The following is a 23,809-nucleotide window of genomic DNA, read 5'->3' on the forward strand; positions in this document are numbered from 1 at the left end:
CGACGCCCGCCGGGCCACCCCGGGTCAGAGCTGCTGGAAGCCGAGGATCGCCCCCAGCACGGCGGCCAGGATCAGATAGTCGCCGCTGTCGTCGCGGCGGCCGTACTCGCTGCGGCCGTAATAGCCGTCGTCATAGCCGCGACGGAAGCCTTCGCGGAAGTAGTGGGCGTACTCGTCGCGATCGACGTACCAGCCGTTGTAGCCGTAGCTCGCGTCCTGCCAGGCGTAGCTGTTGCGATAGTCGGCCTGCCAGCCGTCCTCGCGGTCCGCGCGGCCGGCGCTGCGTCCTTCCCGGTAGCCCAGGTCGACCGCTTGCTGCAGCAGGTCGGCGGCGTAGCGGTTGACGTCGTGGTAGCGGCCGTCGCGCTGGTAGCGGTAAATGACCGGTGCCGAGTACCAGCTGGCGTTGTAGCTGCCCCGGCGCATGTCGCGCGCGTGCAGGCGGGCGTAGTAGTCACGCAGGTAGCGCTGCTGGTGGATGCGGCGCTGCTGGGCCAGGCGCTGCTCGTAGCGTCGCTGGGCCTGGCGCAGCTCGCGCTGGTGGCGCTGGTGTTCGGCCTCACGGCGGCGCTGTTCGGCCACCCGCCGCTCGCGCTCGCGCCGGTCGACATCGCGTCGATCACGCTGCTGGCGCTCGCGCTCATGGGCCTGGCGACGCTGGTCGGCGGCTCGACGCTGTTCGGCGATGCGGCGTTGTTCGGTGCCGCGGCGCTGTTCGGCGATGCGGCGCTGCTCCGCCTCGCGGCGCTGTTCGGTGCCTCGGCGCTGCTCGATATCCCGCCGCTGTTCCGCGTTCCGGCGCTGGTCCGCGGCACGGCGCCGCTCGGCCTCGCGCCGGCGTTCGGCCTGCTGCTGTTCCTGTCCACGGCGCTGCTGCTCCCGAAGCTGGGTCGCACGGCGCTGGGTTGCTTCGCGCTGTTCGCTCGCGCGCGGGTTCGCGCCGCGTTGGGGGTCGGGGCGCTGCCGGGGCGTCGCGGGTCTCTGGCGCTGCTGCTGCTCGCGGTGGCGCGCTGGTCCGTCATTGCCGCGCGGCCCCTGGCGCTGCTCGGCCCGGCGCTCGCGCTGCTGGCGGGCTTCACCGCGACGGGTGTCCTGGTCGTCGCGCTCGGCCGCAGGTTCGCGCATTCTGGAGCGATCCTGGGCATCGGCCGCGATGGGTGCGGCCAGGCCAAGCGACAGCAACAGGGCGGCGAGAATGGACGTCGGATGCAATGTCATGGCGGTGATTCCCTCTGCGATACGCCTGCACTTCACGACGAAGTTGCTTAACGCGCTCTGAGAATCGCTGCTGCGCCGGGTTCCCGTTCAGCGGGGATGCGCTGTAAGCGTTTACCCGGGCGCTGTCGGGCCATGCTGCGCTGCGATAGGCTGCCCGTCTGGTGGCGACGGAGGCGGCGGTGGCGGACAGCGGAAACTGGTTCGGGAAGCTGGCGGAGGGCCTGGCCCGCCTGCGCGGCGGCAAGGTGGTGGATCCGACCGGGTTGTCGCTGCCACCCGCACGCCTGCGCCGGCACAACGGCTACGTGTCCCTGCAGTTCCGCCGTGGGCAGACCCAGAGCCGCATGGACGGCGACCGGCCCGAAGTCCTTCTGGTCGATTACACCCGGACCATGCTCGCGGCGCTGCTGTGGCAGCCGCGGCCCGCGCGTATCGGCATCGTCGGCCTGGGCGGTGGCTCGCAGGTGAAGTTCCTGCACCGGCACCTTGCGGGCGCGTCGATCGAGGTGGTGGAGAACCACCCGGGCGTCATCGCGTTGCGCCGCGACTTCGGCATCCCCGACGACGACGACCGCCTCGAGGTCTGCCTGGACGACGGCGCGCGCTTCATCGCTGCCCGCCCGGGCCGCTACGACCTGCTGCTGGTGGACGGTTACGACGACCGCGGCATCCCCGAAGCGCTGGCCACGCCGGCCTTCCACCGCGATTGCCGCCTGGCGCTGGCGCCGGGTGGCGTGCTCGCCAGCAACCTGCACTGCGACGACCCCGGTCCCTACGCCACCCGCCTGGCCGAGGCCTTTGGCCAGGAGCAGGTACTCCTGGTCAGCGAGCGGAAGATGAGCAACCACGTCGCCTTCGCCTGGACGGGCGGAGCACCGGACGGTGGCGACGCCTGCATGGAAGCCGTGCAGGCGGCGCTGCCCGACGCCGCACGCCGCGAACTGGCCTCCGTACTGGAGCGCGTGGCCAGCGAGCTGCGACGGCGCCGGCAGGCATGAACGCTCCGCTCCAGGTGCCCGTCGGGATGCTGGAGGCGCTGCGCGCCGCCTATGCCACGCCGGCGCGCGCCTACCACCACTTCGGCCACGTCGAGGCCCTGATGCGGCACTTCGACGAGGTCGCCGCAGGGCCCGGTTGGGCGCGGCCGCGCGAGGTCTGGCTGGCGCTGCTTTACCACGACGCGGTCTACGAGGCGGGGCGCCGGGACAACGAGGCGCGCTCGGCGACGCTGGCCGCCGCCGAGATCGCGCGCTGGATACCCGATGCCGGCGTGGACATCGAGCGCGTGGTCGAGCTGATCGAGCTCACCGCGCGCCACGGCACGCTGTCGCCCGCGGACCTGGGCGAAGGACCCGATGGCGACGACGCGCGCCGCTTCCTCGACTGCGACATGGCCATCCTCGGCGCCGATGCGGCGGACTTCGACGCCTACGATCGCGCGATCGAAGCGGAATACCGCGACGCGGTGCCGCGCTGGCTGTACCGGATCAACCGTCGCCGCTTCCTGCGCGGCCTGCTGCGCCGCGAACGCATCTACCTGAGCGACGACTTCCATGACCGCCTGGACGTCGCCGCGCGGGCCAACCTGCGCCGGGCGGTGGGCGAGGGCGGCTGAGCCGCGGCGCGGCGTTTTCGCACGCCGGTAGCAGTCCGCGGGTATCCTTGGCCGCGATGGCCAAGCTGCTGCTCAACATGAGGATGGTCCCGGACGACGAGGCGGACGACGTCCGCGGCTTCCTGCGCGAACACGGCATCGCCTTCCACGAGACCCGGCCCAGCCGCTGGGGCATTTCCTACGGCGGCATCTGGGTGTCCGAGGATGCCGACTACCCGCGTGCGCGCGGGCTGATGGACGAGTACCAGTCCGCACGCCAGGCACGGGCGCGCGCCGAGCGAGCCGGTGAACTGCAGGACGGCAGCGCCGAAACCTTCGCCGACATCCTGCGCCGCGAGCCGCTGCGCGTGCTCGGGATCCTGGTGGGCATCGTCTTCATGCTTGCGCTGGTGGCCTTGCCGGTGGTGCTGCTGTGGCGCGCGGGGGCGTGAACCCGGAGTCCCGGCCGGGCAGGAGACCCTACTGGCCGGACCGTTCCGCATACCGGCGGAGGATGTCCGCGCGCCGCGTGTCCAAGGTGGCGATAGTGCTGGTGCTGGTGCTGCCCTGGTTCGGCTACCGCTACGTGCGCGACTGGTTCGTGCAGCCGGAGGTTGAAGCCACGGTCGCGGAGGAATCTTCGGCAGCCGTCGCGGAACCGGCGGCCGCACCCGCGACGGCGCCGCATGCGGCCGCGCCGTCGCTGGTGGCCGAGGCGCCGCGCGATCCGCAAGCCGCCACCGGGCGCAGCGAGGCCGTGGCCGAACGGGAGGTAGAGGCCATCGGCCGCGATGCGCGCGCCGGCGACGGCGAGGCGGCGGTCGCCCGGCTGCAGGACCTGGGCGCGCAGATGCACCGCGAGGTGCTGCTGGCCGACCGCGGCAGCGCGGTGCGTCGCGAGGCCGCGCGCGCCGAGGTCGCGTCCATGGGCGGGGTGCGCGGCGCGGGCTGGATCGATCGGATGACGATGCTGGTGCTGGTGTCCGGGCGCGGCGCCGGGCATTCGACCGTTGCCGAGGCCTGCCGCCGGCTGGCGACGCATGGCGATGTCGCCGGCCTCGCGGTGAGGGTCCAGGAGGTGGCCGGAGACGACGTGTCGGGAGCGGTCCTGCAGGGTGAATGCAGGGCCGGTCTGTCCGGCAATGCAGCAGCGGTGACCGGCATGCCGCTGCCGTTCCCGGGCCGGCCGCTGGTGACGCGGCGGGCGGACGGCAGCCTCGGCGACGCGGCCGCGACGGAGGAAGACCCGGAAGCCGCCGCCGAACGCCGCCGGCGCGAGGAGGAGAGCCTGCGCATCCTCAGCGAAAGCACGCCCGAGCTGCCCACGGCCGACGTACCTCGGGTCGACCCCTGACGCGCGGTGAACATCCGGCGACTATCATCAGCGTCCTGCTCCGCTGTTCCGGAATCCGAATTGAACCTGCGTACCTGCCGTCACTCCCTGCTCCTCGCCGCGCTGGCCTGCTGCATCGCCGCGCCCGGCTGCGCGCGCGACGACGCCGGTGCTGCCGGCGGCGCCACCCAACCGCCCGCCACCAGCGCCCCGCCACCCGCGCCCCGCGCCTCGATGGAGCCCGACACCACCAACGCGCCGATCGAGCGGGCCGCGCCGCCGACCCTGCAGCCGGTGGCCCTGGGCCGCTTCACCGCCGCCGACCGTGTGTCCGCGGCCATGACCGGTGACATCGACATCACGGATTCGCGGATCACCGGCGCCAACGGCGCGGATTTCGTCACCGAGCGCGTGGCCATCGTCCGCGGCGGCGACGAGTTCGCCGCCGCCCAGCGCTACGCCGACGTGATGCGGGTCGACGCCGGCCACCCGGTGGAACTGCGCCGCGTGCTCGACGAGGTGCGCGGCGCGGACGGGCAGGGCTTCTGCAACAGCATGAAGACCGGGTTCCTGGCGCTGGCGAGCTACGAGGAAGCGGGCATGCGCGTGGTCAAGCTGATGGCCCTGCAGGGCGATGGCATCCCCGCGGCGACGGCCACGGACACGCAGCTGTGCGCAGCGACCAGCTACGAGGCGGCGCGCTGACTCAGGCCACTTCGCCCGCGGCGCGGCCCGACGCCCAGGCCCACTGGAAGTTGTAGCCGCCCAGCCAGCCGGTGACGTCGACGACCTCGCCGATGAAGTACAGGCCGGGCACCTTGCGCGACATCATCGTCGACGAGGACAGCCCGTGGGTGTCGACGCCGCCGAGGGTGACTTCGGCGGTGCGGTAGCCCTCGGTGCCGCTGGCCACCACAGGCCAGGCCGAGAGCGCGGCCGCGGCGTGCGCGAGCATCGGCTCATCGAACTGCTTCATCGGGCGATCGCCCAGCCAGTGTTCGCACAGGCGCTGGGCGAAGCGCTTGGGCATGCGTTCGGCCAGCACCGTGCGCAGTTCGCTGTCCGGGCGCGCGGCGCGCTGTTCGCGCAGGAAGGCCAGCGCGTCGACGCCGGGCAGCAGGTCGATCGCCAGCGCTTCGCCCGGCTCCCAGTACGAGGACACCTGCAGGATCGCCGGGCCGCTGAGGCCGCGGTGGGTCACCAGCATCGCGTTGCGGAAGGATTGCCCGCGGCTCGTGGTTTCGACCTCCAGCGCGAGTCCGCTGAGGCCGTCGAGGCGCTCCGAATGCGTGCCGGTCAGCACCAGCGGCACCAGGCCCGCGCGCGTAGGCAGCAGCTCGTGGCCGAACTGGCGCGCCAGCGCGTAGCCCAGGCCGCTGCCGCCGAGTGTGGGGATCGACAGGCCGCCGGTGGCGACGACCAGGGACTGTGCGGCGATGCGGCCCTGGGCGGTGTCGACCAGGAAGCCTTCGCCTTCGTGCGCGACGGCGTCGACGCGGCAGTCGAGGCTGATGTCGACGCCGGCGTCGGCGCATTCGTCGAGCAGCATGCGCAGGATCAGCTTCGAGGATTCGTCGCAGAACAGCTGGCCCAGTTCCTTCTCGTGCCAGGCGATGCCGTGGCGGTCGACGAGGTCGATGAAGTCGGCCGGTGTGTAGCGCGCCAGCGCCGATTTGCAGAAGTGTGGGTTGGCGGAAATGAAGTTGGCGGGCGTGGTGCCGGTGTTGGTGAAATTGCAGCGGCCGCCGCCAGACATCAGGATCTTCTTGCCGGGTTTGTTCGAGCGCTCGACCACGCGCACGCGCCGGCCGCGCTGGCCGGCGGTGAGGGCACACATCAGGCCCGCGGCGCCGGCCCCGATGACCAGCACGTCGCAGGAAATCGTCATGGCGAAAGGATAGCCCGGCGTTTGCGCCTGCTGCGTCCGGTCAGGTGGCAGCTCGACTTTGCCTGGTTGATCGGGGCGTTTTCTGAAGGGCGTCGCCTCGTGTGGGTTCGCGCTGCGGGAGGCGGCTGGCGGGGGGAGTGCTCCGCCCCGCCGTCAGCCATCCATGGCTGAAGCGGGGCCGTGGGCCATCCATGGCCCACTCTCCGCACTCCCCCCGCCATCCACCTCCCGCACCACCGTCGATGGCTTCGGGGGAGGAGGGCCAGCCCCGACTCTCCGGTTCGAGTGCCGCCGCAAGGCAGCATCCGTTCAATCGTTGTGATGTAGAGGGGTGCAGGAGTAGGGGCGTGGGGCCGCAGGATCGCGGCCTTTCGAAGCCGAACCACTTCAATCCCGCCGGAGCGGGGCGCTGCGGGGTGGGTATGGACAGCGCACAAGGATGTGCGCGGTAGGCGAATCAGCCATGGATGGCTGCTTCGCCGGTACATACCCACCCCGCAGCGACACGCGTCCCACCCGAAGCCGGCAAACGGCTTCTCCACGACCACGACCACGCACAGCCACGCGCGCGCAGTGCAGCAGTGCGCAGTCCACGTAGAATGCCCGGATGCGCGATACGACCCCTGCTACCAGCGATCTGAAGTCCGGCGCCGCGGCACGCGCGGTGCGTGCCGGGGTGCGCCCGTGAGTTGGCTTGGTCTGGTCGCGGTCATCATCGGCCTGTACCTGGCCTTCAAGGTCGCAGGCATGGTGCTGAAGCTTGCGCTGTGGGTGCTGATCGTGGTCGCCGCCTACTGGTGGCTGGCGCCGCTGTTCGGCTGGCCATCGCTCGAGGAAGTCGTCTACGTCCTCGGACCCTGAGCAGCGCGCGTTTGTGGGAGCGGCTATAGCCGCGATCCGGGCCGCGGCAGGCCAATCGCGGCTATAGCCGCTCCCACAGCAGCCGTCATCCGGGGCGCGGGCCCTTGCGGTGCGGCTTGCGCGGCGGGAACGGCTTCTTGCCGAAGGGCTTCTTCACGAAGGGCTTGCGGCCGGGCGACTTGCCCGCGGTGTCCGGCGGCTCGCCGTCCAGGGTGATCCGCAGCTGCTGGCCCGCGCACCACACGCCCTTGAGGTGGGCCATGGTCTGCGGCGGCATGCCCTCGGGCAGGTCGATCAGGCTGTGGTCCTCGAAGATCTCGATCCGGCCGATGTGCTTCGACTCGATGTTGGCCTCGTTCGCGATCGCACCGACGATGTTGCCCGGTTTCACGCCGTGGTCGTAGCCGACTTCGACGCGGAAGGTCTGCATGCCTTGCTGCGGCGGGCGCGGCACGCGCTCCTTCTTCGGGAAGGCGGGGCGGTCGTCCCGCTCGTGGCGCCCCGGGCGCTCGCGGCCACCGCGATCTTCGCCGTCAAAGCCGCGAGCCGGCCGGGGCTCGCGCTTCGGCGCCTCCATCAGCAGCGGCACGTCGCCGCGCGCCATCTTCGCCAGCGCCGCGGCGATTTCCACCGCCGGTACGTTGAACTCGCGCTCGTAGTCTTCGACCAGTGACTGGAACAGGGCCAATTCGCCGGTGGCCAAGGTATCCGTGATGGACTGCTTGAACTTGCCGATGCGGGCGTCGTTGACGTTCTCCACCGTCGGCAGGTCCATCTGCTCGATCGGCTGCCGGGTGGCGCGCTCGATCGCGCGCAGCAGGTTGCGCTCGCGCGGGGCGATGAACAGGATGGCCTCGCCGCTGCGCCCGGCGCGGCCGGTGCGGCCGATGCGGTGGACGTAGCTCTCGGTGTCGTAGGGCACGTCGTAGTTCAGCACGTGGCTGATGCGGTCCACGTCCAGGCCGCGCGCGGCGACGTCGGTCGCCACCAGGATGTCGATCTTGCCGTCCTTGAGCTGGGCGATGGTGCGCTCGCGCTGCGGCTGGGCGATGTCGCCGTTGATGGCCGCGGCGGCGAAACCGCGCGCCTGCAGCTTCTCCGCCAGTTCCTCGGTCGCCTGCTTGGTGCGGGTGAACACGATCATGCCGTCGAAGGGCTCGGCCTCGAGGATGCGGGTGATCGCATCGAGCTTGTTGGTGCCGCTGACCATCCAGTAGCGCTGGCGGATGTTGCGCGCGGTGCTGGTGGCGGACTTGATCGCGACCTCGACCGGGTCGCGCAGGTAGGTCTGGGCGATGCGCCGGATCGGCGGCGGCATGGTGGCCGAGAACAGCGCCACCTGGCGGCTCTCGGGCGTGCGTGCGAGCACGGCTTCGACGTCGTCGATGAAGCCCATGCGCAGCATCTCGTCGGCTTCGTCTAGCACCAGCATGCGCAGCTCGGACAGGTCCAGCGAACCCTTCTCGATGTGGTCGATCACGCGCCCGGGCGTGCCCACGACCACCTGCACGCCGCGGCGCAGGGCCTGCAGCTGCGGGCCGTAGCCCTGGCCGCCGTAGATCGGCAGCACCTGGAAGCCGGGCAGGAAGGCGGCGTACTTCTGGAAGGCCTCGGCGACCTGGATCGCGAGCTCGCGGGTCGGCGCCAGCACCAGCACCTGCGGCTTGCGCGCGGCGGGGTCCAGGCGCGCCATCGCCGGCAGCGCGAAGGCGGCGGTCTTGCCGGTGCCGGTCTGGGCCTGGCCGAGCACGTCGCGACCGGCCAGCAGCGGCGGGATGGTGGCGGCCTGGATCGGCGAGGGCGATTCATAGCCCACCGCGGCCAGCGCCTGCAGCAGCGGCTGCGGCAGGCCGAGGTCGGTGAACAGCGGGGCGGGGGTGTCGGAACTCATCTGCGGCCTCGTTTCGGGGCCGGGACGGCCTTGCGGGCTGCGGATTCTACGCCTCGCGACGCCTGCGCGGGGTCAGGGCAGGCGCGTGGCCAGGCGCTGGCCGAGCCGCACCGGGGTTTCCGCACCCAGCCCGGGGGCCAGTTCGGCGACGCCCGGCGGCAGCAGCACGATCACCGTGGAGCCGTAGTTGAAGCGCGCCATTTCCTTGAAGCGCGCCAGCTCGACCGTGGCGCCGCCGACGTAGTCCTTGCCGGTCATGCGGTCGCCGTAGGCCGGGATCTCCTCGCCGCTCCAGACGGTTTCCACGCCTGACACCAGCAGCGCCCCCACCATCACCACCGCCATCGGGCCGAAGTCGGTTGCGAAGTGGCAGACCAGGCGCTCGTTGCGCGCGAACAGCCGCGGCACGCTGGCCACGGCGTCGGGTCCGACGCTGAACAGCCGGCCGGGCACGTGCACGGTGCGCATCAGGCGCCCGCCCCAGGGCATGTGCACGCGGTGGTAGTCGCGCGGCGAAAGGTAGACGGTCGCGAACAGGCCGTCGTCGTAGGGCGCGGCGGCGGTGTCGTCGCCGAGCAGCTCGGCGGCGGTGAAGGAGCGGCCCTTGGCCTGGAAGATGCGGCCTTCGCGGATCGGCCCGCACTGGCTGATGCGGCCGTCGGCCGGCATCAGGATCGCGGCGGGATCCGGGTCGGGCTCGCGCGCGCCGGGGCGCAGGGCGCGGGTGAAGAAGGCGTTGAAGGTGGGGTAGGCGGCGGGATCGGGCTGCGCGGCCTCGGACAGGTCGACGCCGAAGCGGCGGACCACGGTGTCGATCAGCCAGCGACGCAGCCGCGGGTTGTCCGAGTAGGCCAGGCGCCGCGCCATCGACGACAGCAGCCTGTGCGGCAGCACCCAGGTGAGCGCCGTGACCAGGCTCACTGCCGCACCGCCGCGGTGAGCGCCGCGAGGTCGGCGGCGATCGCGGCCGGCTGCAGCGGCGCCTGCACCACGCCGGCCATGCGCCCTTCGGGGTCGAGCACGGCGAGTGCGGCGGAGTGGTCGATGGTGTAGGCGTCCTCCGGCGCACCGTCGGGGCCCGGCACCTTCATGAATACCAGCGACAGCGAGCGCGCGAAGGCTTCCAGCGAGGGAATGTCGGCAGTGGCGGCGAGGGTGTCGCGGTGGAAGAAGGCGGCGTACTCGCCGATCCGGTCGGGGGTGTCGCGCTCGGGGTCGACGGAGACGAACAGCACCCGCGGGCGCCGTGCCTCGGGCAGGGCCTCCCACTGCTTCTGCGCCTGGGCAAGCTCGGCCAGGGTGGTGGGGCAGACGTCGGGGCAGGAGGTGAAGCCGAGGAAGACCAGGGTCCAGTGGCCGTGCAGCTCGCCGGGCACCAGCTGGGTGCCATCGGACTGCTGCAGGGCGAAGGGCGGAAGTTCGCGCGGCTGCGGGAACAGGCGCACGGTCTCGAGTTCTGGGCCGGCGGGCGCGGGCCTGGCGCCGAACCAGTGCTGCGACGCCACCAGGCCCAGGCCGGCGGCCAGCGCGATCACGAGCACGATCAGGATGCTGCGGTTGAACATGGGGCCTCGGGCGCGTCGGGGGCGCAACAGCATAGCGGCTGGCGCGCGGGGGCGGGCATGGCTTCGCCTATACTGCGGGGCCCCGGCGGAGAGTGCCGCGAACGCGCGCCATGACCACCCACCAGCTCCAGACCATCATCGACCTCATCCGCTACGGCGCCAGCCGCTTCAACGCGGCCGGCCTGACTTTCGGCCACAGCTACGACAACGCCCTGGACGAGGCGACCCAGCTCACCCTGCATGCCCTGCACCTGCCGCACGACCTGAGCCCGGTCTACGGCCAGGCGCGGGTGACCGAGGCCGAGAAGGAAGACGTGCTGGGCCTGTTCATCCGCCGCATCGAGGAGCGGATCCCCGCCGCCTACCTCTGCGGCGAGGCCTGGTTCGCCGGCCTCAGCTTCAAGAGCGACCACCGCGCCCTGGTGCCGCGCTCGCCGATCGCCGAGCTGATCGAGGCCGGCTTCGAGCCCTGGCTGGCCGGCCGCGAGGTGCGCCGCGCGCTCGACCTGTGCACCGGGTCGGGCTGCATCGCCATCGCGATGGCGCACTGGAACCCGGACTGGCACGTCGATGGCGTCGACCTCAGCGAAGAGGCGCTGTCCCTCGCCGCGGAGAACGAGCGCCGGCTGGACGTGCACAACACCCGCTTCCTGCGGTCCGACCTGTTCTCGTCGCTGCAGGGCGAGCACTACGACCTGATCGTCACCAATCCGCCCTACGTCACCAACGACGAGACCGACGCGCTGCCGCGCGAATACTCGTACGAGCCGGAACTGGGCCTGCGCGCCGGCGACGACGGCCTCGACCTGGTGCTGAAGATCCTGCGCGACGCTCCGCTGCACCTGTCCGACGACGGCGTGCTGATCTGCGAGGTTGGCGAGGCCGAGCGCGCGCTTGCACGCCTGCTGCCCGAGCTGCCGCTGATGTGGGTGGAGTTCAAGGTCGGCCAGATGGGCGTGTTCGTGGTCGAGCGCCACGACCTGGCGACCCACAACGCGCGCATCACCCGCCTGGCGGCGGAGCGCGAGGGCGGGCTAGCCGCGGCAGCTCCGTCGATGGCCGCCGCTGCGGTGGCCGCGCCGGCCGCCAACGCGCCCGCCGACGCGACGCACGGCGACGACGTGCCCCCCGGCAGCGAGCCGGGCAGCCTGTTCTGATGCCCCTGCCCGCGGGCCAGACGCACGGGGCGCGGCCGTGAACAGCTTCGGGCAGCTGCTGCGCGTCACTACCTTCGGCGAGTCCCACGGGCCGGCGATCGGCTGCGTGGTCGACGGCTGCCCGCCGGGCATCACGCTGGCGCCGGAAGACTTCGCGCACGACCTTGCGCGCCGCGCGACCGGACGCTCGCGCCACACCTCGGCGCGGCGCGAGGACGACGCCATCGAGATCCTGTCCGGCGTGTACGAGGGCGTGACCACGGGCACCCCGATCGCCCTGCTCATCCGCAACACCGACGCACGCAGCAAGGATTACGCGGCGATCTCGGCGCAGTTCCGGCCAGGGCATGCCGATTACAGCTACTGGCAGAAGTACGGCATCCGCGACCCGCGCGGCGGCGGCCGCAGCTCCGCGCGCGAGACCACGATGCGGGTGGCGGCGGGCGTGATCGCGAAGAAGTGGCTGGACCAGCGCTTCGTCGTGCGCGTGCGCGGCCACCTGGCGCAGATCGGCGAGCTGACCCCGCGCGGCCACGACTGGGACGCGGTGGAAGCCAACCCCTTCTTCTGGCCCGACGCCGCGCAGGTGCCGGAGCTGGAGGCGTACATGGACGCGCTGCGCAAGTCCGGCGACTCCGTCGGCGCGCGCGTGACCGTGGTCGCCGACGGCGTGCCGCCGGGCTGGGGCGAGCCGGTCTACGGCAAGCTCGACGCCGGCATCGCCGCGGCGATGATGTCGATCAACGCGGTCAAGGGCGTGGAGATCGGCGACGGCTTCGCCAGCGTCGCGCAGAAGGGCAGCCTGCACCGCGACGTGATGACGCCCGAAGGCTTCCTGTCCAACCATGCCGGCGGCGTGCTCGGCGGCATCAGCAGCGGCCAGCAGGTCGTGTGCTCGGTGGCGTTCAAGCCGACCTCCAGCCTGAGGCTGCCGGTCGAAGGCCTGGACGTCGACGGCCAGGTCGTGGACATCGTCACCACCGGCCGCCACGACCCCTGCGTCGGCATCCGCGCCACGCCGATCTGCGAGGCGATGCTGGCGCTGGAGCTGATGGACCAGGCCCTGCGCCATCGCGCCCAGTGCGGCGACGTCGGCGGCGTCACGCCGCGCATCCCGGCATCGGCCAGAGGGCAGGGCGATGGCTGAGCCGCGCCCCCGGGTGTGGGTGTCGCAGCCGCTGTACGGCGACATCGAGGGCCGGCTGGACGAGTGGTTCGAGGTCCGACGCACGCCCGAGGTCACCGACCATGCGCCGGAGGCGATCGCCGCGGGCCTGGCCGATGCCGACGGCGCCCTGGTCACGCTCAACGACCGCATCGGCGCCGCCGAGGTCGCCGGCGCGCCGCGGCTGCGCGCCATCGCCAACGTCGGCGTGGGCTACAACAACCTCGATGTCGAAGCGTTGGCCGCGCGCGGGATCGTCGCCACCAACACCCCCGACGTGCTCACCGAGACCACGGCCGACTTCGGCTTCGCGCTGATGATGGCCGCGGCGCGGCGGATCACCGAGGCCGAGCGCTGGCTGCGCGGCGGGCACTGGCAGGGCTGGGGCTTCCACCAGCTGCTGGGCGCCGACATCCACGGCAGCACCCTGGGCATCCTCGGCATGGGCCGGATCGGGCAGGGGGTCGCGCGGCGTGCGCGCGGCTTCGGCATGCGCGTGCTGTACCACAACCGCAGCCGGCTGCCGGAGGCGGTGGAGCGCGACTGCGCCGCGACCCGGGTCGAGCGCGACGTGCTGTTCGCCGAAGCCGACCACCTGGTGCTGGTGCTGCCGTACAGCGCCGCGAACCACCACATCGTCGACGCCGCCGCGCTGGCGAAGATGAAGCCGGGCGCCACCCTGACCAACATCGCCCGCGGTGGCCTGGTCGACGAGGACGCCCTGGCCGACGCGCTGCAGGCCGGGCGCCTGGCCGCGGCCGGCCTCGACGTCTTCGAAGGCGAGCCCGCGGTCAATCCGCGCCTGCTGGGCTGCCGCAACGTGGTGCTGACCCCGCATATCGCCAGCGCCAGCCTGTCCACGCGGCGCGCGATGGTGTCGCTGGCCGTGGACAACCTTGTCGCGGCGCTGGGCTTCGGCCCCGACGCGGGCCGGCCGCCAAGCGTGGTCACGCCGCCGGCGGGCAGCGCGGCGCCCCGCGGGCAATAATCAGCGCGGCTGCGGCGCCGTCCGCGACGCAACGGAAAACGCATGCGAGGGAACGACAGCGCCGGCCACCTCCCTCCCGGAGAAGGCCTGGTCCGCGGCATCGGCCGCGCCAGCATGGTCGCGCTGTTCATCAACGCCGTGGTCGGCGCCGGCATCTTCGGCCTGCCTTCGCGCGTGCACGCGCTGCTCGGGCCCTGGGCGCTGCTCGCCTACCTGGCCTGCGCGCTGCTGGTGCTGCTGGTCGTGCTGTGCTTCGCCGAGGTCGGCAGCCGCTTCGAGCGCACCGGCGGGCCCTACCTGTACGCGCGGGTGGCCTTCGGGCCGGTGGCCGGCTTCCAGGTCGGCTGGCTGGTGTGGCTGACGCGGGTGACCGCGTTCGCGGCGCTGTGCAACCTGCTGCTCGACTACCTCGCCTGGTTCTGGCCGGCCGCCACCAGCCCGGCGTGGCGGACGCTGCTGGTGACGGCGGTGGTGTCGTTGATCGTCGCGATCAACCTCCGCGGCGTGCGCCTGGCGGCGATCGTCGCCAACGTGTTCACGATCGGCAAGCTGGTCCCGCTGCTGCTGTTCGTCGGCGTCGGCCTGTGGTTCGTGGAGCCGGCGCTGCTGGTGCCGGGCGAGCCGCCGGGCGTGGCCGACTTCTCCGCCGGCATGCTGCTGCTGGTGTTCGCCTTCACCGGCTTCGAGACCGCCACCGTGCCCGCGGGCGAGGTGCGCGAGCCGCGGCGCACGCTGCCGTTCGCGATCCTCGCCGCGCTGGCGGTGATCGTGCCGCTGTACGTTCTGGTGCAGGTGGTCAGCATCGGCACCCTGCCGGGGCTGGCGGCATCGACGCGGCCGCTGGCGGACGCGGCGGAACGCTTCGCCGGCACCACCGGGGCCGCGGTGGTGGTGATCGGCGCACTGGTGTCGATTGCCGGCACGCTCAACGGCCTGCTGCTGGCGGCGCCGCGGCTGCTGTTCGCGATGGCCGGGCACGGGCAACTGCCGGTGGTGTTTGCACGCACGCATCCACGGCACCACACCCCGCACGTGGCGATCCTGGTGACCGGGCTGGCGATGCTGGCGCTGACGCTGTCGGGCTCGTTCCTGTCGGCGGTGGCGATCAGCACCCTGACCCGGCTGCTCGCCTATGCCGCGACCTGCGCTGCGGTGCCCGTGCTGAGGCGCCGCGTCGATGTCGCGCCGGCGCTGTTCACGGCTCCGGGCGGCCTGGCTACGGTCGGGGTGGCGCTGGCGGTCATCGCCTGGCTGCTGGCGCAGGGCAGCGCCCGCGAGCTGCGCGACGTCGCGATCGCGATGGCGCTGGGCCTGGTGCTGCTGTGGTGGGGCGGGCGCGGCCGGGTCGCGTAGCAGGTGGGTGCATCGGATGCTGTGGCGCACGTGTTTCCACTTGCGTACGGCCTGCCGGATTGGCGATATTGCCGCGTCCCGCGCGGCGGGAATCCGGCCGCGCAATCGCAGGGGCCGACCAACATGGACAAGGGAATCGAGATGGAATCGAAAGGATTTGCCGGTTTTGCGGCCGGACTGCTGTTGCTTGCCTGCGGCACTGCGCAGGCGCTGGGGACGTTCATACCTGCGCCCGCGCGGACGGACATGGCGTATGACGACAGGCGCGGACTGGTCTACGTGGCCTCCGGCGACGAGATCCTGCGCTACCGCGTGCAGGACGGGACGTTCCTGGCGCCGGTCGCGCTCGGCGGCATGCTGCAGGGGATCGACATCTCGCCGGACGGCGACACCCTGGCCGTGGCCGACCGCAGCCATGATTCCGGGCAGGTGTGGGTGTTCACGATCGACCTGGACACGCTGGAGGCGGTGCGCATCGAAGCCCCCGCCGACGATTACGAGGCCGGTACCTGGACGGTCAGCTACGCCCATGACGGCTCCCTGTTCGTGACCAGCCGCTTCGCGGGCTCGGGCTGGACGCCGATGCGCCGCTTCCCGTCGCAAGGCGGCGAGGCCGAAGTGCTTGCGACGGTCCGGCAGGACACCATGCTTGCGGCGAGCGGCGACCGCAGAAAGATCGCCTTCGCGGAATCCGATATTTCCGACGGTCGCTGGGGCGTGGTCGACGCGGTGAGTGGCGACATCGTGCGCCGCGAATGGTATGAGGACGGCACCTCGGCATTCAACTACGAAATTGCATCCAACGTCGACGGCAGCCAGTACGCGATCCCGACGTATTTCGGGACCCACGTGTACGACGCCGACTACGCCCGCGTGGCGACCTTTGGCGAATACGCCGGTCCGCAGCCGGTGGGACTGGCCTACCACCCGGTCGATGCCCTGGCCTATTTCCCCTGGGCGGAGACCCGCGAGGTCCGCGTCTACGACATGGAGTTCCTGGAAGAGGTCGGCCGCTACGATTTCGAACACGTGTTCGGCCACATCGGGAACCATGCGTTCGGTGCCGGGCGGACGAAGCTTTCGGGGGACGGTTCGCTGCTGATGGTCTCGGTGGCCGGTGGCGTTCGCATCCTGCGCCTCTACGAGCCGCTCAGGGCCGAGCCGGTGTCCGTACGCGTCGGCGCACGCATGAGCCGGCTCAAGACCCTCATTCCGCTTCGGGCGGCGGTCGGCAACGGCGGGGACGTGTCCTACGAGATCGTGTCGCAGCCTGCGCACGGCCGGGTGGTGCTGGGCGGCGGCATCGCGGCCTACACGCCGGCCCCGGGCTACTCCGGCAACGACAGCTTCGTATATCGCGCGCGCTACGGCCGGGCCTGGGCCGACGCGGTGGTGACGGTTTCGGTCGACTGATCCGCGCTGGCGTCCGGAGCATTCCGTAGAATGCGGCGATGTTCACCAGCATCGCCGCCTACCACTTCGTCGCCATCGACGACCCGCACACCGTCGCCGCGCGCGTGCGCGCCCGGGCGGAGGAGGAGGGTCTGCTCGGCACCGTGCTGGTCGCGGGCGAGGGCATCAACCTGTTCCTCGCCGGCCAGCGCGGCGGCATCGACGCCTTCCTCGCGCAGTTGCGCGCCGATCCGCGCTTCGAAGCCATCCATGCGAAGTACAGCAGCAGCCAGGCGCAGCCGTTCGCGCGCCTGAAGGTCAAGGTCAAGCCGGAGATCATCAGTTTCCGCCGCGACGGGGCTTCGCCGCTGGACGGCCGCGCGCCGGCGGTGGCGCCCGTGGACCTGGCGCGCTGGATCGCGCAGGGCACCGACGATGCCGGCCGCCGGCTGGTGCTGCTCGACACCCGCAACCGCGAGGAGGTCGCGCACGGCAGCTTCGCCGGCGCGCTGACCCTGCCGATCGACAACTTCACCGACCTCCCCGAAGCGCTGGCCCCGCACCGTGAGGCCCTGGCCGATGCCACCGTGGTCGGCTTCTGCACCGGCGGCATCCGATGCGAGAAGGCGGTGCGCTGGATGCGCGGGCAGGGGTTCGAACACGCGCTGCAGCTCGATGGCGGGATCCTCGGCTACTTCGAGGCGGTGGGCGGTACCGGCTACGAAGGCGGCTGCTTCGTCTTCGACGAGCGCGTAGCGCTGGATCCGTCCCTGCGCGCGGCCGCGGATTCCCGCACATAATGAACAGCTGCGCGGCGCGGCCGCGCGAGAACCGTACGGAGTTCCCGATGGGCAGGCAGTACAAGGTGGCCGTGGTCGGCGCGACCGGCGCGGTGGGCGAGACCATGCTTTCAATCCTGGCCGAGCGCCAGTTTCCGATCCGGGAGCTGGTGGCGTTGGCCAGCGCGCGTTCGGCCGGGGCGATGGTCGCCTTCGGCGACGACGAGGTCATGGTGCGCGACCTCGCCGATTTCGATCCCGCGGGCGTGGACATCGCGCTGTTCTCGGCCGGTGGCGCGATCTCGAAGGAGTACGCGCCGAAGTTCGCCGCCGCGGGCGCGGTGGTGATCGACAACTCCTCGGCCTTCCGCCAGGACGACGACGTGCCGCTGGTGGTCGCCGAAGTCAACCCGGAAGCGGCCAGGCAGCGCCCGCGCGGCATCATCGCCAACCCCAACTGCTCGACCATGCAGATGCTGGTGGCGCTGGCGCCGATCCACCGCGAGGCCGGGATCGAGCGCATCAACGTCGCCACCTACCAGTCGGTGTCGGGCGCCGGCCGCTCGGCGCTGGAGGAACTGGGGCGCCAGACCGCATCGCTGCTCAGCTTCCAGGGCGCGGAGCCGGAGCGGTTCCCGGTGCAGATCGCCTTCAACCTGATCCCGCACATCGACGAGTTCATGGACAACGGCTTCACCCGCGAGGAAATGAAGCTGGTCTGGGAGACCCGCAAGATCCTCGGCGACGAGTCGATCCAGGTGAATCCGACCGCGGTCCGGGTGCCCGTGTTCTACGGCCATGCCGAGGCGGTGCACGTGGAAACTCGCGAAAAGATCAGCGCCGCGCGTGCGCGCGAGCTGCTGGAGGCTGCGCCGGGCGTGGAGGTGGTGGACGAACGTGCCGGTGGCGGCTATCCGACGCCGGTCACCCATGCATCGGGCAACGACGCGGTCTTCGTCGGCCGCATCCGCGAGGACCTCTCGCATCCGCGCGGGCTGGACCTGTGGGTGGTGGCCGACAACATCCGCAAGGGCGCGGCCTTGAATGCGGTACAGGTCGCGGAACTGGTTGTCGGCGAAGGCTGATGCAGCGCCTTCGCGTTGCCATCCACGTGCCGGGGCCGCTAGAGTCCACGCGATGACGGGGGAAGCCGTGGCCAAGACACCGCGATTGAAGCGAGCGCTCCGCTGGGCCGCCCTGTGCGGCCTGGCGCTGGTCCTGTTCGCGGGCCAGGCGCTGGCGCTCGGCCTGGGTCGGATCGAGGTCAAGTCGCGCGCCGGGCAGCCGCTGCTGGCCGAGATCCAGGTGATTTCGAGCGATCCGGCCGAGCTCGACGAACTGCGCGCGCGCCTGGCCTCGCCGGAAACCTTCCGCCGCATCGGCCTGGATGCGCCCGATGCGGTGGTGGCCGGGCTCGAGTTCACGGTGGCCCTGGACGTCCGTGGCAATCCGGTGATCCGCGTCACCACCCGCGAGCCGGTCACCCAGCCTTCGCTGACCTTCCTGGTCGAGGTCGACTGGGGGCAGGGCAGGCTGGTGCGCGAATACTCGGCCCTGGTCGATGCGCCGCAGACGGTGGCCTCGGGCGCGCAGCCGGTGATCGAAGCGCCCACGGCGGCGCCCTCCAACGCCATCGTCCGTGGCCCGGAACCGGCCGCAGGCACAGCGGCGGATGAACCGCCCGCAGCGGCCGGGGAAGACGCGCCGTCGGAAGCGGTGGCGGAAGCGGCTCCCGAACCGCCGCCTGCGCCTGCACCGCCCCCCGTGGCCCCGCCACCTGCGCCGGCCCCGGCCCCGCCGGCACCGGCGCCCGCGCTGGCGGACGAATACGGCCCGGTGCAGGCCGGGGAAACGCTCGGCACGATCGCCCAGCGCCTGGTCGGCGACGGCGTCAGCCGCGAACAGGCCATCGTCGCCCTGTTCCGCGCCAACCCGCAGGCCTTCATCGGCAACAACCTGAACCTGGTGCGCCAGGGCGCGGTGCTGCGCATCCCCGACCGTGGCGAGATCGCCGGCCTGGACCTGGCCGAGTCGCGCGCGCTGATGCGCGAGCAGAACGCGGCCTGGCGCGACATGACCCGGCCGGCACCGCAGCCCGATGCCGCGCTTGCGGGCGATGCATCGTCGGCGGAGTCCGGTGCCCAGGGCGAGGGCGGCCGCCAGGCCGCCGCGAACGCGCCGCGGACCGCCGACGCGCGCCTGGAAATCGTGCCGCCGTCGGCCTCCGGCGGCCAGCAGGCAGGAATACGATCCGGCATCCAGGCCGGTGGCGAGGGCGAGATGCTGCGACAGGAACTGCAACAGGAGCTGCAACAGAGCCAGGAAACCCTGGCCGCGCGCGACGCCGAGGTGGCCGAGCTCAAGGCCCGGGTGGCCGACCTGGAACGCCTTCAGGCGCAGCAGGCGGAGCTCATCTCCCTGAAGGACAGCGAGATGGCCGCCGCCCAGGAACGCCTGGCGAACACGGCCGAAACCGCCACCGCGGCCACGCCGGCCCCCGAGCAGGCCGGCGGCGGCATGCCCTGGGCCTGGATCGGGTTGGGCCTGCTGCTGGTGGCCGTGGTGGCCTGGCTGCTGATGCGGCGTGCGCCCAGGCCGACGCCGCGCCCGCGCTTCGATTCCGCCACCCTGGCCGCGGCGGCACCCGGCCCCGCATCGCCCAAGGACAGGCCGGCGCCCGCAGCCGACCCGGACACGCCCGCGGCGCCCGCATGGCATGCCGGCCCTCCGCCGGGCGCGCCCGCCGCGGCGAGCGCAGCGTCGCCGGCCACGCGCGGCGCGGAACCGGCGCCTGACGAGGCGCCCGAAGGCCCGGTCGAGGATGCCGCCGTGATCGCCTCGCTCAACCCCGCGCCCGGCGGCGTGGAGCGCATCGAGCTGGCGCGCGCCTACATCGACCTGGGCGACGTGGACACGGCGCGCGACCTGCTGCGCGAGGTGGCCGAGACCGGCGACCCCGCGGCCCGCGAGGAAGCCGCCCGCCTGCTGGAAGGGATCGCCTGACGCCGCTGCCGTCGCCGCGGCCTGCCCGCGGCGCGGCCGGCCTGTCGCCGCCATGCGCTACGCACTGGGCATCGAGTACGACGGTGGCGACTTCCTCGGCTGGCAGCGCCTGACCCAGCCCGGCGTCGAAAGCACGGACACCCTGCAGGCGGCGCTGGAGACGGCGCTGTCGAAGGTCGCCGATGCACCCGTGGCGACCACCTGCGCCGGCCGCACCGATGCCGGCGTGCATGCGCGCTGCAACGTCGTCCACTTCGACAGCGGGGCTGCGCGCAGCCCGCGCAACTGGATCCTGGGCACGACCTCGCTGCTGCCGCCGGCGATGTCGGTGCGCTGGTGCCGCGAGGTGGGCGACGATTTCAACGCACGCTTCTCGGCGCGCGCGCGCCGCTACCGCTACAGCATTCTCAACCGCCCGGTGCGGCCGGCGCTGGGCCGCCAGTACCTGGCCTGGACGCGGAAGCCGCTCGACGCCGACGCCATGCACCGCGCCGCCCAGGCGCTGGTCGGCGAACTGGATTTCAGCTCCTTCCGCACCGTGCACTGCCAGGCCCCGCATGCCCGCCGCGACCTGCAGGCGATCAGCGTCATCCGCGAGGGCGAGGTGGTGGTGGTCGAGGTGCAGGCCAACGCTTTCCTGCATCATATGGTTCGCAACATCGTCGGCTCCCTGCTCGAGGTCGGCGACGGCTCCCGTCCGGAAAGCTGGATCGCCGAGGTGCTGGCGGCGCGCGACCGCAGCCGCGCCGGCCCCACGGCGCCCCCGGGCGGGCTGGTGTTCCTAGGACCGCTGTACCCGGCCGATTGCGGCCTGCCCGCCGAGGTCACGCTGGCCGAGGCGGGCGGTGCGGCCGTTTCCCTTCCACTGCCACGCCCCTGACATGCCCCGCATCCTGTTCCGTACCCGCATCAAGTTCTGCGGCATGACCCGCGCCGGCGATGTCCGCCTGGCCAGCGAGCTGGGCGTGGACGCGGTGGGCTTCGTGTTTGCGCACGGCAGCCCGCGACAGGTCCATCCAGCGGAAGCCCGCGCCCTGCGCGAAGCACTGGCGCCCTTCGTCGATTCGGTGGCGGTGTTCCGCGACAACACCGCCGAGGAGGTGCGCGAGGTGGCGAAGCTGGTGCGCCCGAGCCTGCTGCAGTTCCACGGCGACGAGGACGACGCCTTCTGCCGCCGCTTCGACCTGCCCTGGATCAAGGCGGTGGCCATGGGCGCGGGCGCGCGGCCGGAGGGCCCGGCGCTGGTGGCTGGCTGGCCGGGTGCCTCGGGCTTCCTGTTCGACAGCCACGGCGGCGGCCATGACGGCGGCAGCGGGCGCTGCTTCGACTGGACCGCGCTCCCGCGCGACCTGCCGCGGCCGGTCCTGCTGTCGGGCGGGCTGTCGCCGGCGAACATCCACGACGCCGTGGCCCTGGCCCGGCCCTGGGGCGTGGACGTGAGCAGCGGCATCGAGTCCGCGCCTGGTCAGAAGGACGGCGACCTGATGCGCGCCTTCGTTGAGGAAGTCCGGCGCTCCGACTGCCGCCCCGACGATGACGCGAGCCCCGGAGGAGGGGCGTGATGAACGAGATTCCGACCGATTTCCACGCCTTCCCGGACGAACGCGGCCACTTCGGCCGCCACGGCGGGCGCTTCGTGGCCGAGACCCTGGCCGGCCCGCTGCAGGCGCTGGCCGCGGCCTACGACGCTGCGCGCGCCGATCCGGACTTCGTCGCCGCCTTCGAGGCCGACCTCGCCGACTACGTCGGCCGTCCCAGCCCGATCTACGAGGCCACGGGTCTGAGCCGCCACGTCGGTGGCGCGCGCATCCTGCTCAAGCGCGAGGACCTGAACCACACCGGCGCGCACAAGATCAACAACACCATCGGCCAGGCCCTGCTGGCCAGCCGCATGGGCAAGACCCGGATCATCGCCGAGACCGGCGCCGGCCAGCACGGCGTGGCCAGCGCCACGGTCGCCGCGCGCCTGGGCCTGGAGTGCGTGGTCTACATGGGCGCCACCGACATCGAGCGGCAGAAGATCAACGTCTTCCGCATGAAGCTGCTCGGTGCCTCGGTAGTGCCGGTGACCAGCGGTTCGGCCACGCTCAAGGACGCGCTCAACGAGGCCATGCGCGACTGGGTGACCAACGTGCGCGACACTTTCTACATCATCGGTACCGTCGCCGGCCCCGACCCGTATCCGCGCATGGTGCGCGACTTCAACGCCGTGGTCGGCAAGGAGGCGCGGGGGCAGATGCTGAAGCGCCACGGCCGCCTGCCCGACGCGGTCACCGCCTGCGTGGGCGGCGGCAGCAACGCCATCGGCATCTTCCATGCCTTCCTCAACGATCCCGGCGTGCGCCTGGTGGGCGCCGAGGCGGCGGGCGAGGGTATCGGCAGCGGCCTGCACGCGGCTTCGATCTCGGCCGGGCGCGTGGGTGTGCTGCACGGCAACCGCACCTACGTGCTCTGCGACGACGACGGCCAGGTGACCGAGACGCATTCGGTGTCTGCCGGCCTGGACTATCCGGGCGTCGGGCCGGAGCACGCCTTCCTCGCCGACACCGGCCGCGCCGAATACGTCGGTGTGAGCGACGACGAGGCGCTGGAGGCCTTCCACCTGCTGGCGAAGACCGAGGGCATCCTGGCCGCGCTGGAGTCCAGCCACGCGGTGGCGCAGGCCATCAAGCTCGCACGCGGGATGCCGAAGGACGCCATCGTGCTCTGCAACCTGTCCGGGCGCGGCGACAAGGACGTGCACACCATCGCCGCCCGCGAAGGAGTCGAGGTATGAACGCCGCCGTCGAGGTCGCGCCGCGCATCGCGCGCCGCTTCGCCGCCCTGCGTGACGCGGGGCGCAAGGCGCTGGTGCCCTTCATCACCGCCGGCGATCCCGGGCTGGAGGACACCGTCCCGGTGATGCACGCCATGGTCGAGGCCGGCGCCGACGCGATCGAGCTGGGCGTGCCGTTCTCCGACCCGATGGCCGACGGCCCCACGATCCAGCGCAGCTCCGAGCGTGCGCTGGCCCGCGGCGCCGGCATGGCCTGGGTGCTGGAGCGCGTGCGCGAGTTCCGCCAGTGCGACGACGACACCCCGGTGACCCTGATGGGCTACCTGAATCCGGTCGAGATCCGCGGCGCCGAGGCCTTTGCCGCCGCGGCCGCCGGCGTCGGCGTCGACGGCGTGCTCCTGGTCGACTTGCCGCCGGAGGAGGCCGCGGAGTTCCGCCAGGCCTTTTCCGCCCACGGCGTCGCCCTGGTGTTGCTGGCCTCGCCGACGACGGATGCCGGGCGGGTGGAGATGCTCTGCGAGCTTGCGCAGGGTTATCTGTACTACGTCAGCTTTGCCGGCGTGACCGGCGATTCCTCGCGCCTGGACACCGGTGCCGCCGCCGCCCACCTGCGCGCCATCCGCGCCCGCAGCCCGGTGCCGGTGGTGGCCGGTTTCGGCATCCACGATGCCTCCAGCGCCGCTGCGATGGCGGTGGATGCCGACGGCGTGGTGGTCGGCAGCGCCCTGGTGAAGGCCTTGGAGGCCGCCGGCAGTGGCCGGGCCGCGGAGGCTGCCGCGGCCTTCCTCTCCCCCCTGCGCCGGGCACTGGACGCCGGTGCCACCGGGGCGGTGGGCTAAACTCCCC

The 23,809-nt window shown here is 72.2% G+C and carries 23 protein-coding genes and 1 pseudogene; 19 read left to right on the forward strand and 5 right to left on the reverse strand.

What is annotated here, in order from left to right; translation table 11 throughout:
* Positions 1–24: 24 nt before the first annotated feature.
* A complete protein-coding gene (locus E2170_RS13035) occupies positions 25–582 on the reverse strand; it encodes a hypothetical protein (protein ID WP_133001036.1) in 558 nt (185 codons plus the stop codon).
* Between E2170_RS13035 and E2170_RS13040 the strand changes: the two genes are divergently transcribed.
* The 6 genes from E2170_RS13040 to E2170_RS13065 all read left to right on the forward strand — a co-directional run bounded on the left by E2170_RS13040 (position 541) and on the right by E2170_RS13065 (position 4,850).
* Positions 541–1,269 carry a hypothetical protein gene (locus E2170_RS13040; protein WP_133001037.1) on the forward strand — a complete coding sequence of 243 codons (729 nt, stop codon included), beginning with the start codon at positions 541–543 and terminating at the stop codon, positions 1,267–1,269. The two genes, E2170_RS13035 and E2170_RS13040, sit on opposite strands and share 42 nt — an antisense overlap.
* A gap of 128 nt (positions 1,270–1,397) precedes the next feature.
* Positions 1,398–2,216, forward strand: coding sequence for a spermine/spermidine synthase domain-containing protein (locus E2170_RS13045; RefSeq protein WP_133001038.1), 819 nt, complete (start codon positions 1,398–1,400; stop codon positions 2,214–2,216).
* On the forward strand, positions 2,213–2,833 hold the full coding sequence (locus E2170_RS13050) for an HD domain-containing protein (RefSeq protein WP_133001039.1): 621 nt from the start codon (positions 2,213–2,215) through the stop codon (positions 2,831–2,833). Before E2170_RS13045 ends, E2170_RS13050 begins: the two co-directional genes overlap by 4 nt.
* A 56-nt stretch (positions 2,834–2,889) precedes the next feature.
* Entirely contained in the window at positions 2,890–3,264 is a 375-nt protein-coding gene (locus E2170_RS13055; protein ID WP_133001040.1) for a DUF6164 family protein, read from the forward strand.
* Between the two features lie 62 nt (positions 3,265–3,326).
* Positions 3,327–4,166, forward strand: a complete 840-nt coding sequence (locus tag E2170_RS13060; RefSeq protein ID WP_133001041.1) for a hypothetical protein — start codon at positions 3,327–3,329, stop codon at positions 4,164–4,166.
* Positions 4,167–4,226: 60 nt separating this feature from the next.
* Entirely contained in the window at positions 4,227–4,850 is a 624-nt protein-coding gene (locus E2170_RS13065) for a hypothetical protein (RefSeq protein ID WP_133001042.1), read from the forward strand.
* A gap of 1 nt (position 4,851) precedes the next feature.
* On the opposite strand, the gene E2170_RS13070 is transcribed toward E2170_RS13065, so the two are convergent.
* The gene (locus E2170_RS13070) at positions 4,852–6,033 is read right to left on the reverse strand and encodes a BaiN/RdsA family NAD(P)/FAD-dependent oxidoreductase (protein WP_133001043.1); all 1,182 of its coding nucleotides are present in this window, start codon (positions 6,031–6,033) and stop codon (positions 4,852–4,854) included.
* Between the two features lie 684 nt (positions 6,034–6,717).
* Here E2170_RS13070 and E2170_RS13850 point away from each other — a divergent pair.
* Complete coding sequence (locus E2170_RS13850; RefSeq protein ID WP_165942237.1) at positions 6,718–6,894, forward strand: DUF4175 domain-containing protein; 177 nt, start codon at positions 6,718–6,720, stop codon at positions 6,892–6,894.
* 85 nt (positions 6,895–6,979) lie between these two features.
* Here E2170_RS13850 and E2170_RS13075 read toward each other — a convergent pair whose 3' ends face one another.
* From E2170_RS13075 to E2170_RS13085, 3 genes are all read right to left on the reverse strand, one after another.
* Positions 6,980–8,785, reverse strand: a complete 1,806-nt coding sequence (locus tag E2170_RS13075) for a DEAD/DEAH box helicase (RefSeq protein ID WP_133001044.1) — start codon at positions 8,783–8,785, stop codon at positions 6,980–6,982.
* A 72-nt stretch (positions 8,786–8,857) separates the two neighbouring features.
* On the reverse strand, positions 8,858–9,706 hold the full coding sequence (gene asd / locus E2170_RS13080; RefSeq protein ID WP_133001045.1) for an archaetidylserine decarboxylase: 849 nt from the start codon (positions 9,704–9,706) through the stop codon (positions 8,858–8,860).
* Positions 9,703–10,350 (reverse strand): SCO family protein, encoded by a 648-nt coding sequence (locus E2170_RS13085; RefSeq protein WP_133001046.1) that lies wholly within the window; start codon positions 10,348–10,350, stop codon positions 9,703–9,705. The genes asd and E2170_RS13085 overlap by 4 nt, the downstream gene beginning before the upstream one ends.
* 110 nt (positions 10,351–10,460) lie before the next feature.
* Between E2170_RS13085 and prmB the strand changes: the two are divergent.
* From prmB to trpA, 12 genes and pseudogenes are all read left to right on the forward strand, one after another.
* Positions 10,461–11,375: pseudogene (gene prmB, locus E2170_RS13090) on the forward strand (50S ribosomal protein L3 N(5)-glutamine methyltransferase); the annotation flags it as partial.
* A gap of 169 nt (positions 11,376–11,544) precedes the next feature.
* Complete coding sequence (gene aroC / locus E2170_RS13095; protein ID WP_133001048.1) at positions 11,545–12,654, forward strand: chorismate synthase; 1,110 nt, start codon at positions 11,545–11,547, stop codon at positions 12,652–12,654.
* Positions 12,647–13,660, forward strand: a complete 1,014-nt coding sequence (locus E2170_RS13100; protein ID WP_133001049.1) for a 2-hydroxyacid dehydrogenase — start codon at positions 12,647–12,649, stop codon at positions 13,658–13,660. Before aroC ends, E2170_RS13100 begins: the two co-directional genes overlap by 8 nt.
* A 42-nt stretch (positions 13,661–13,702) precedes the next feature.
* Positions 13,703–15,013 (forward strand): APC family permease, encoded by a 1,311-nt coding sequence (locus tag E2170_RS13105; RefSeq protein ID WP_207914982.1) that lies wholly within the window; start codon positions 13,703–13,705, stop codon positions 15,011–15,013.
* Between the two features lie 246 nt (positions 15,014–15,259).
* Positions 15,260–16,426: an Ig-like domain-containing protein gene (locus E2170_RS13110; protein WP_133001050.1), complete on the forward strand. Its 1,167-nt coding sequence runs from the start codon at positions 15,260–15,262 to the stop codon at positions 16,424–16,426.
* Positions 16,427–16,464: 38 nt separating this feature from the next.
* Complete coding sequence (locus E2170_RS13115; protein ID WP_133001051.1) at positions 16,465–17,205, forward strand: sulfurtransferase; 741 nt, start codon at positions 16,465–16,467, stop codon at positions 17,203–17,205.
* A 47-nt stretch (positions 17,206–17,252) separates the two neighbouring features.
* Positions 17,253–18,269, forward strand: a complete 1,017-nt coding sequence (locus tag E2170_RS13120) for an aspartate-semialdehyde dehydrogenase (RefSeq protein WP_133001213.1) — start codon at positions 17,253–17,255, stop codon at positions 18,267–18,269.
* Positions 18,270–18,354: 85 nt separating this feature from the next.
* Positions 18,355–20,187: a motility hub landmark protein FimV gene (locus E2170_RS13125; protein ID WP_243708169.1), complete on the forward strand. Its 1,833-nt coding sequence runs from the start codon at positions 18,355–18,357 to the stop codon at positions 20,185–20,187.
* A gap of 52 nt (positions 20,188–20,239) precedes the next feature.
* On the forward strand, positions 20,240–21,067 hold the full coding sequence (truA, locus tag E2170_RS13130; RefSeq protein WP_133001053.1) for a tRNA pseudouridine(38-40) synthase TruA: 828 nt from the start codon (positions 20,240–20,242) through the stop codon (positions 21,065–21,067).
* 1 nt (position 21,068) lies between these two features.
* Positions 21,069–21,749, forward strand: a complete 681-nt coding sequence (locus E2170_RS13135) for a phosphoribosylanthranilate isomerase (protein ID WP_133001054.1) — start codon at positions 21,069–21,071, stop codon at positions 21,747–21,749.
* Positions 21,749–22,963, forward strand: coding sequence for a tryptophan synthase subunit beta (gene trpB, locus E2170_RS13140; RefSeq protein WP_133001055.1), 1,215 nt, complete (start codon positions 21,749–21,751; stop codon positions 22,961–22,963). The genes E2170_RS13135 and trpB overlap by 1 nt, the downstream gene beginning before the upstream one ends.
* Entirely contained in the window at positions 22,960–23,802 is an 843-nt protein-coding gene (gene trpA, locus E2170_RS13145) for a tryptophan synthase subunit alpha (RefSeq protein WP_133001056.1), read from the forward strand. The genes trpB and trpA overlap by 4 nt, the downstream gene beginning before the upstream one ends.
* Positions 23,803–23,809: the final 7 nt, after the last annotated feature.

Source organism: Luteimonas arsenica, from assembly GCF_004352825.1.
Classification (GTDB): Bacteria; Pseudomonadota; Gammaproteobacteria; order Xanthomonadales; family Xanthomonadaceae; genus Luteimonas; species Luteimonas arsenica.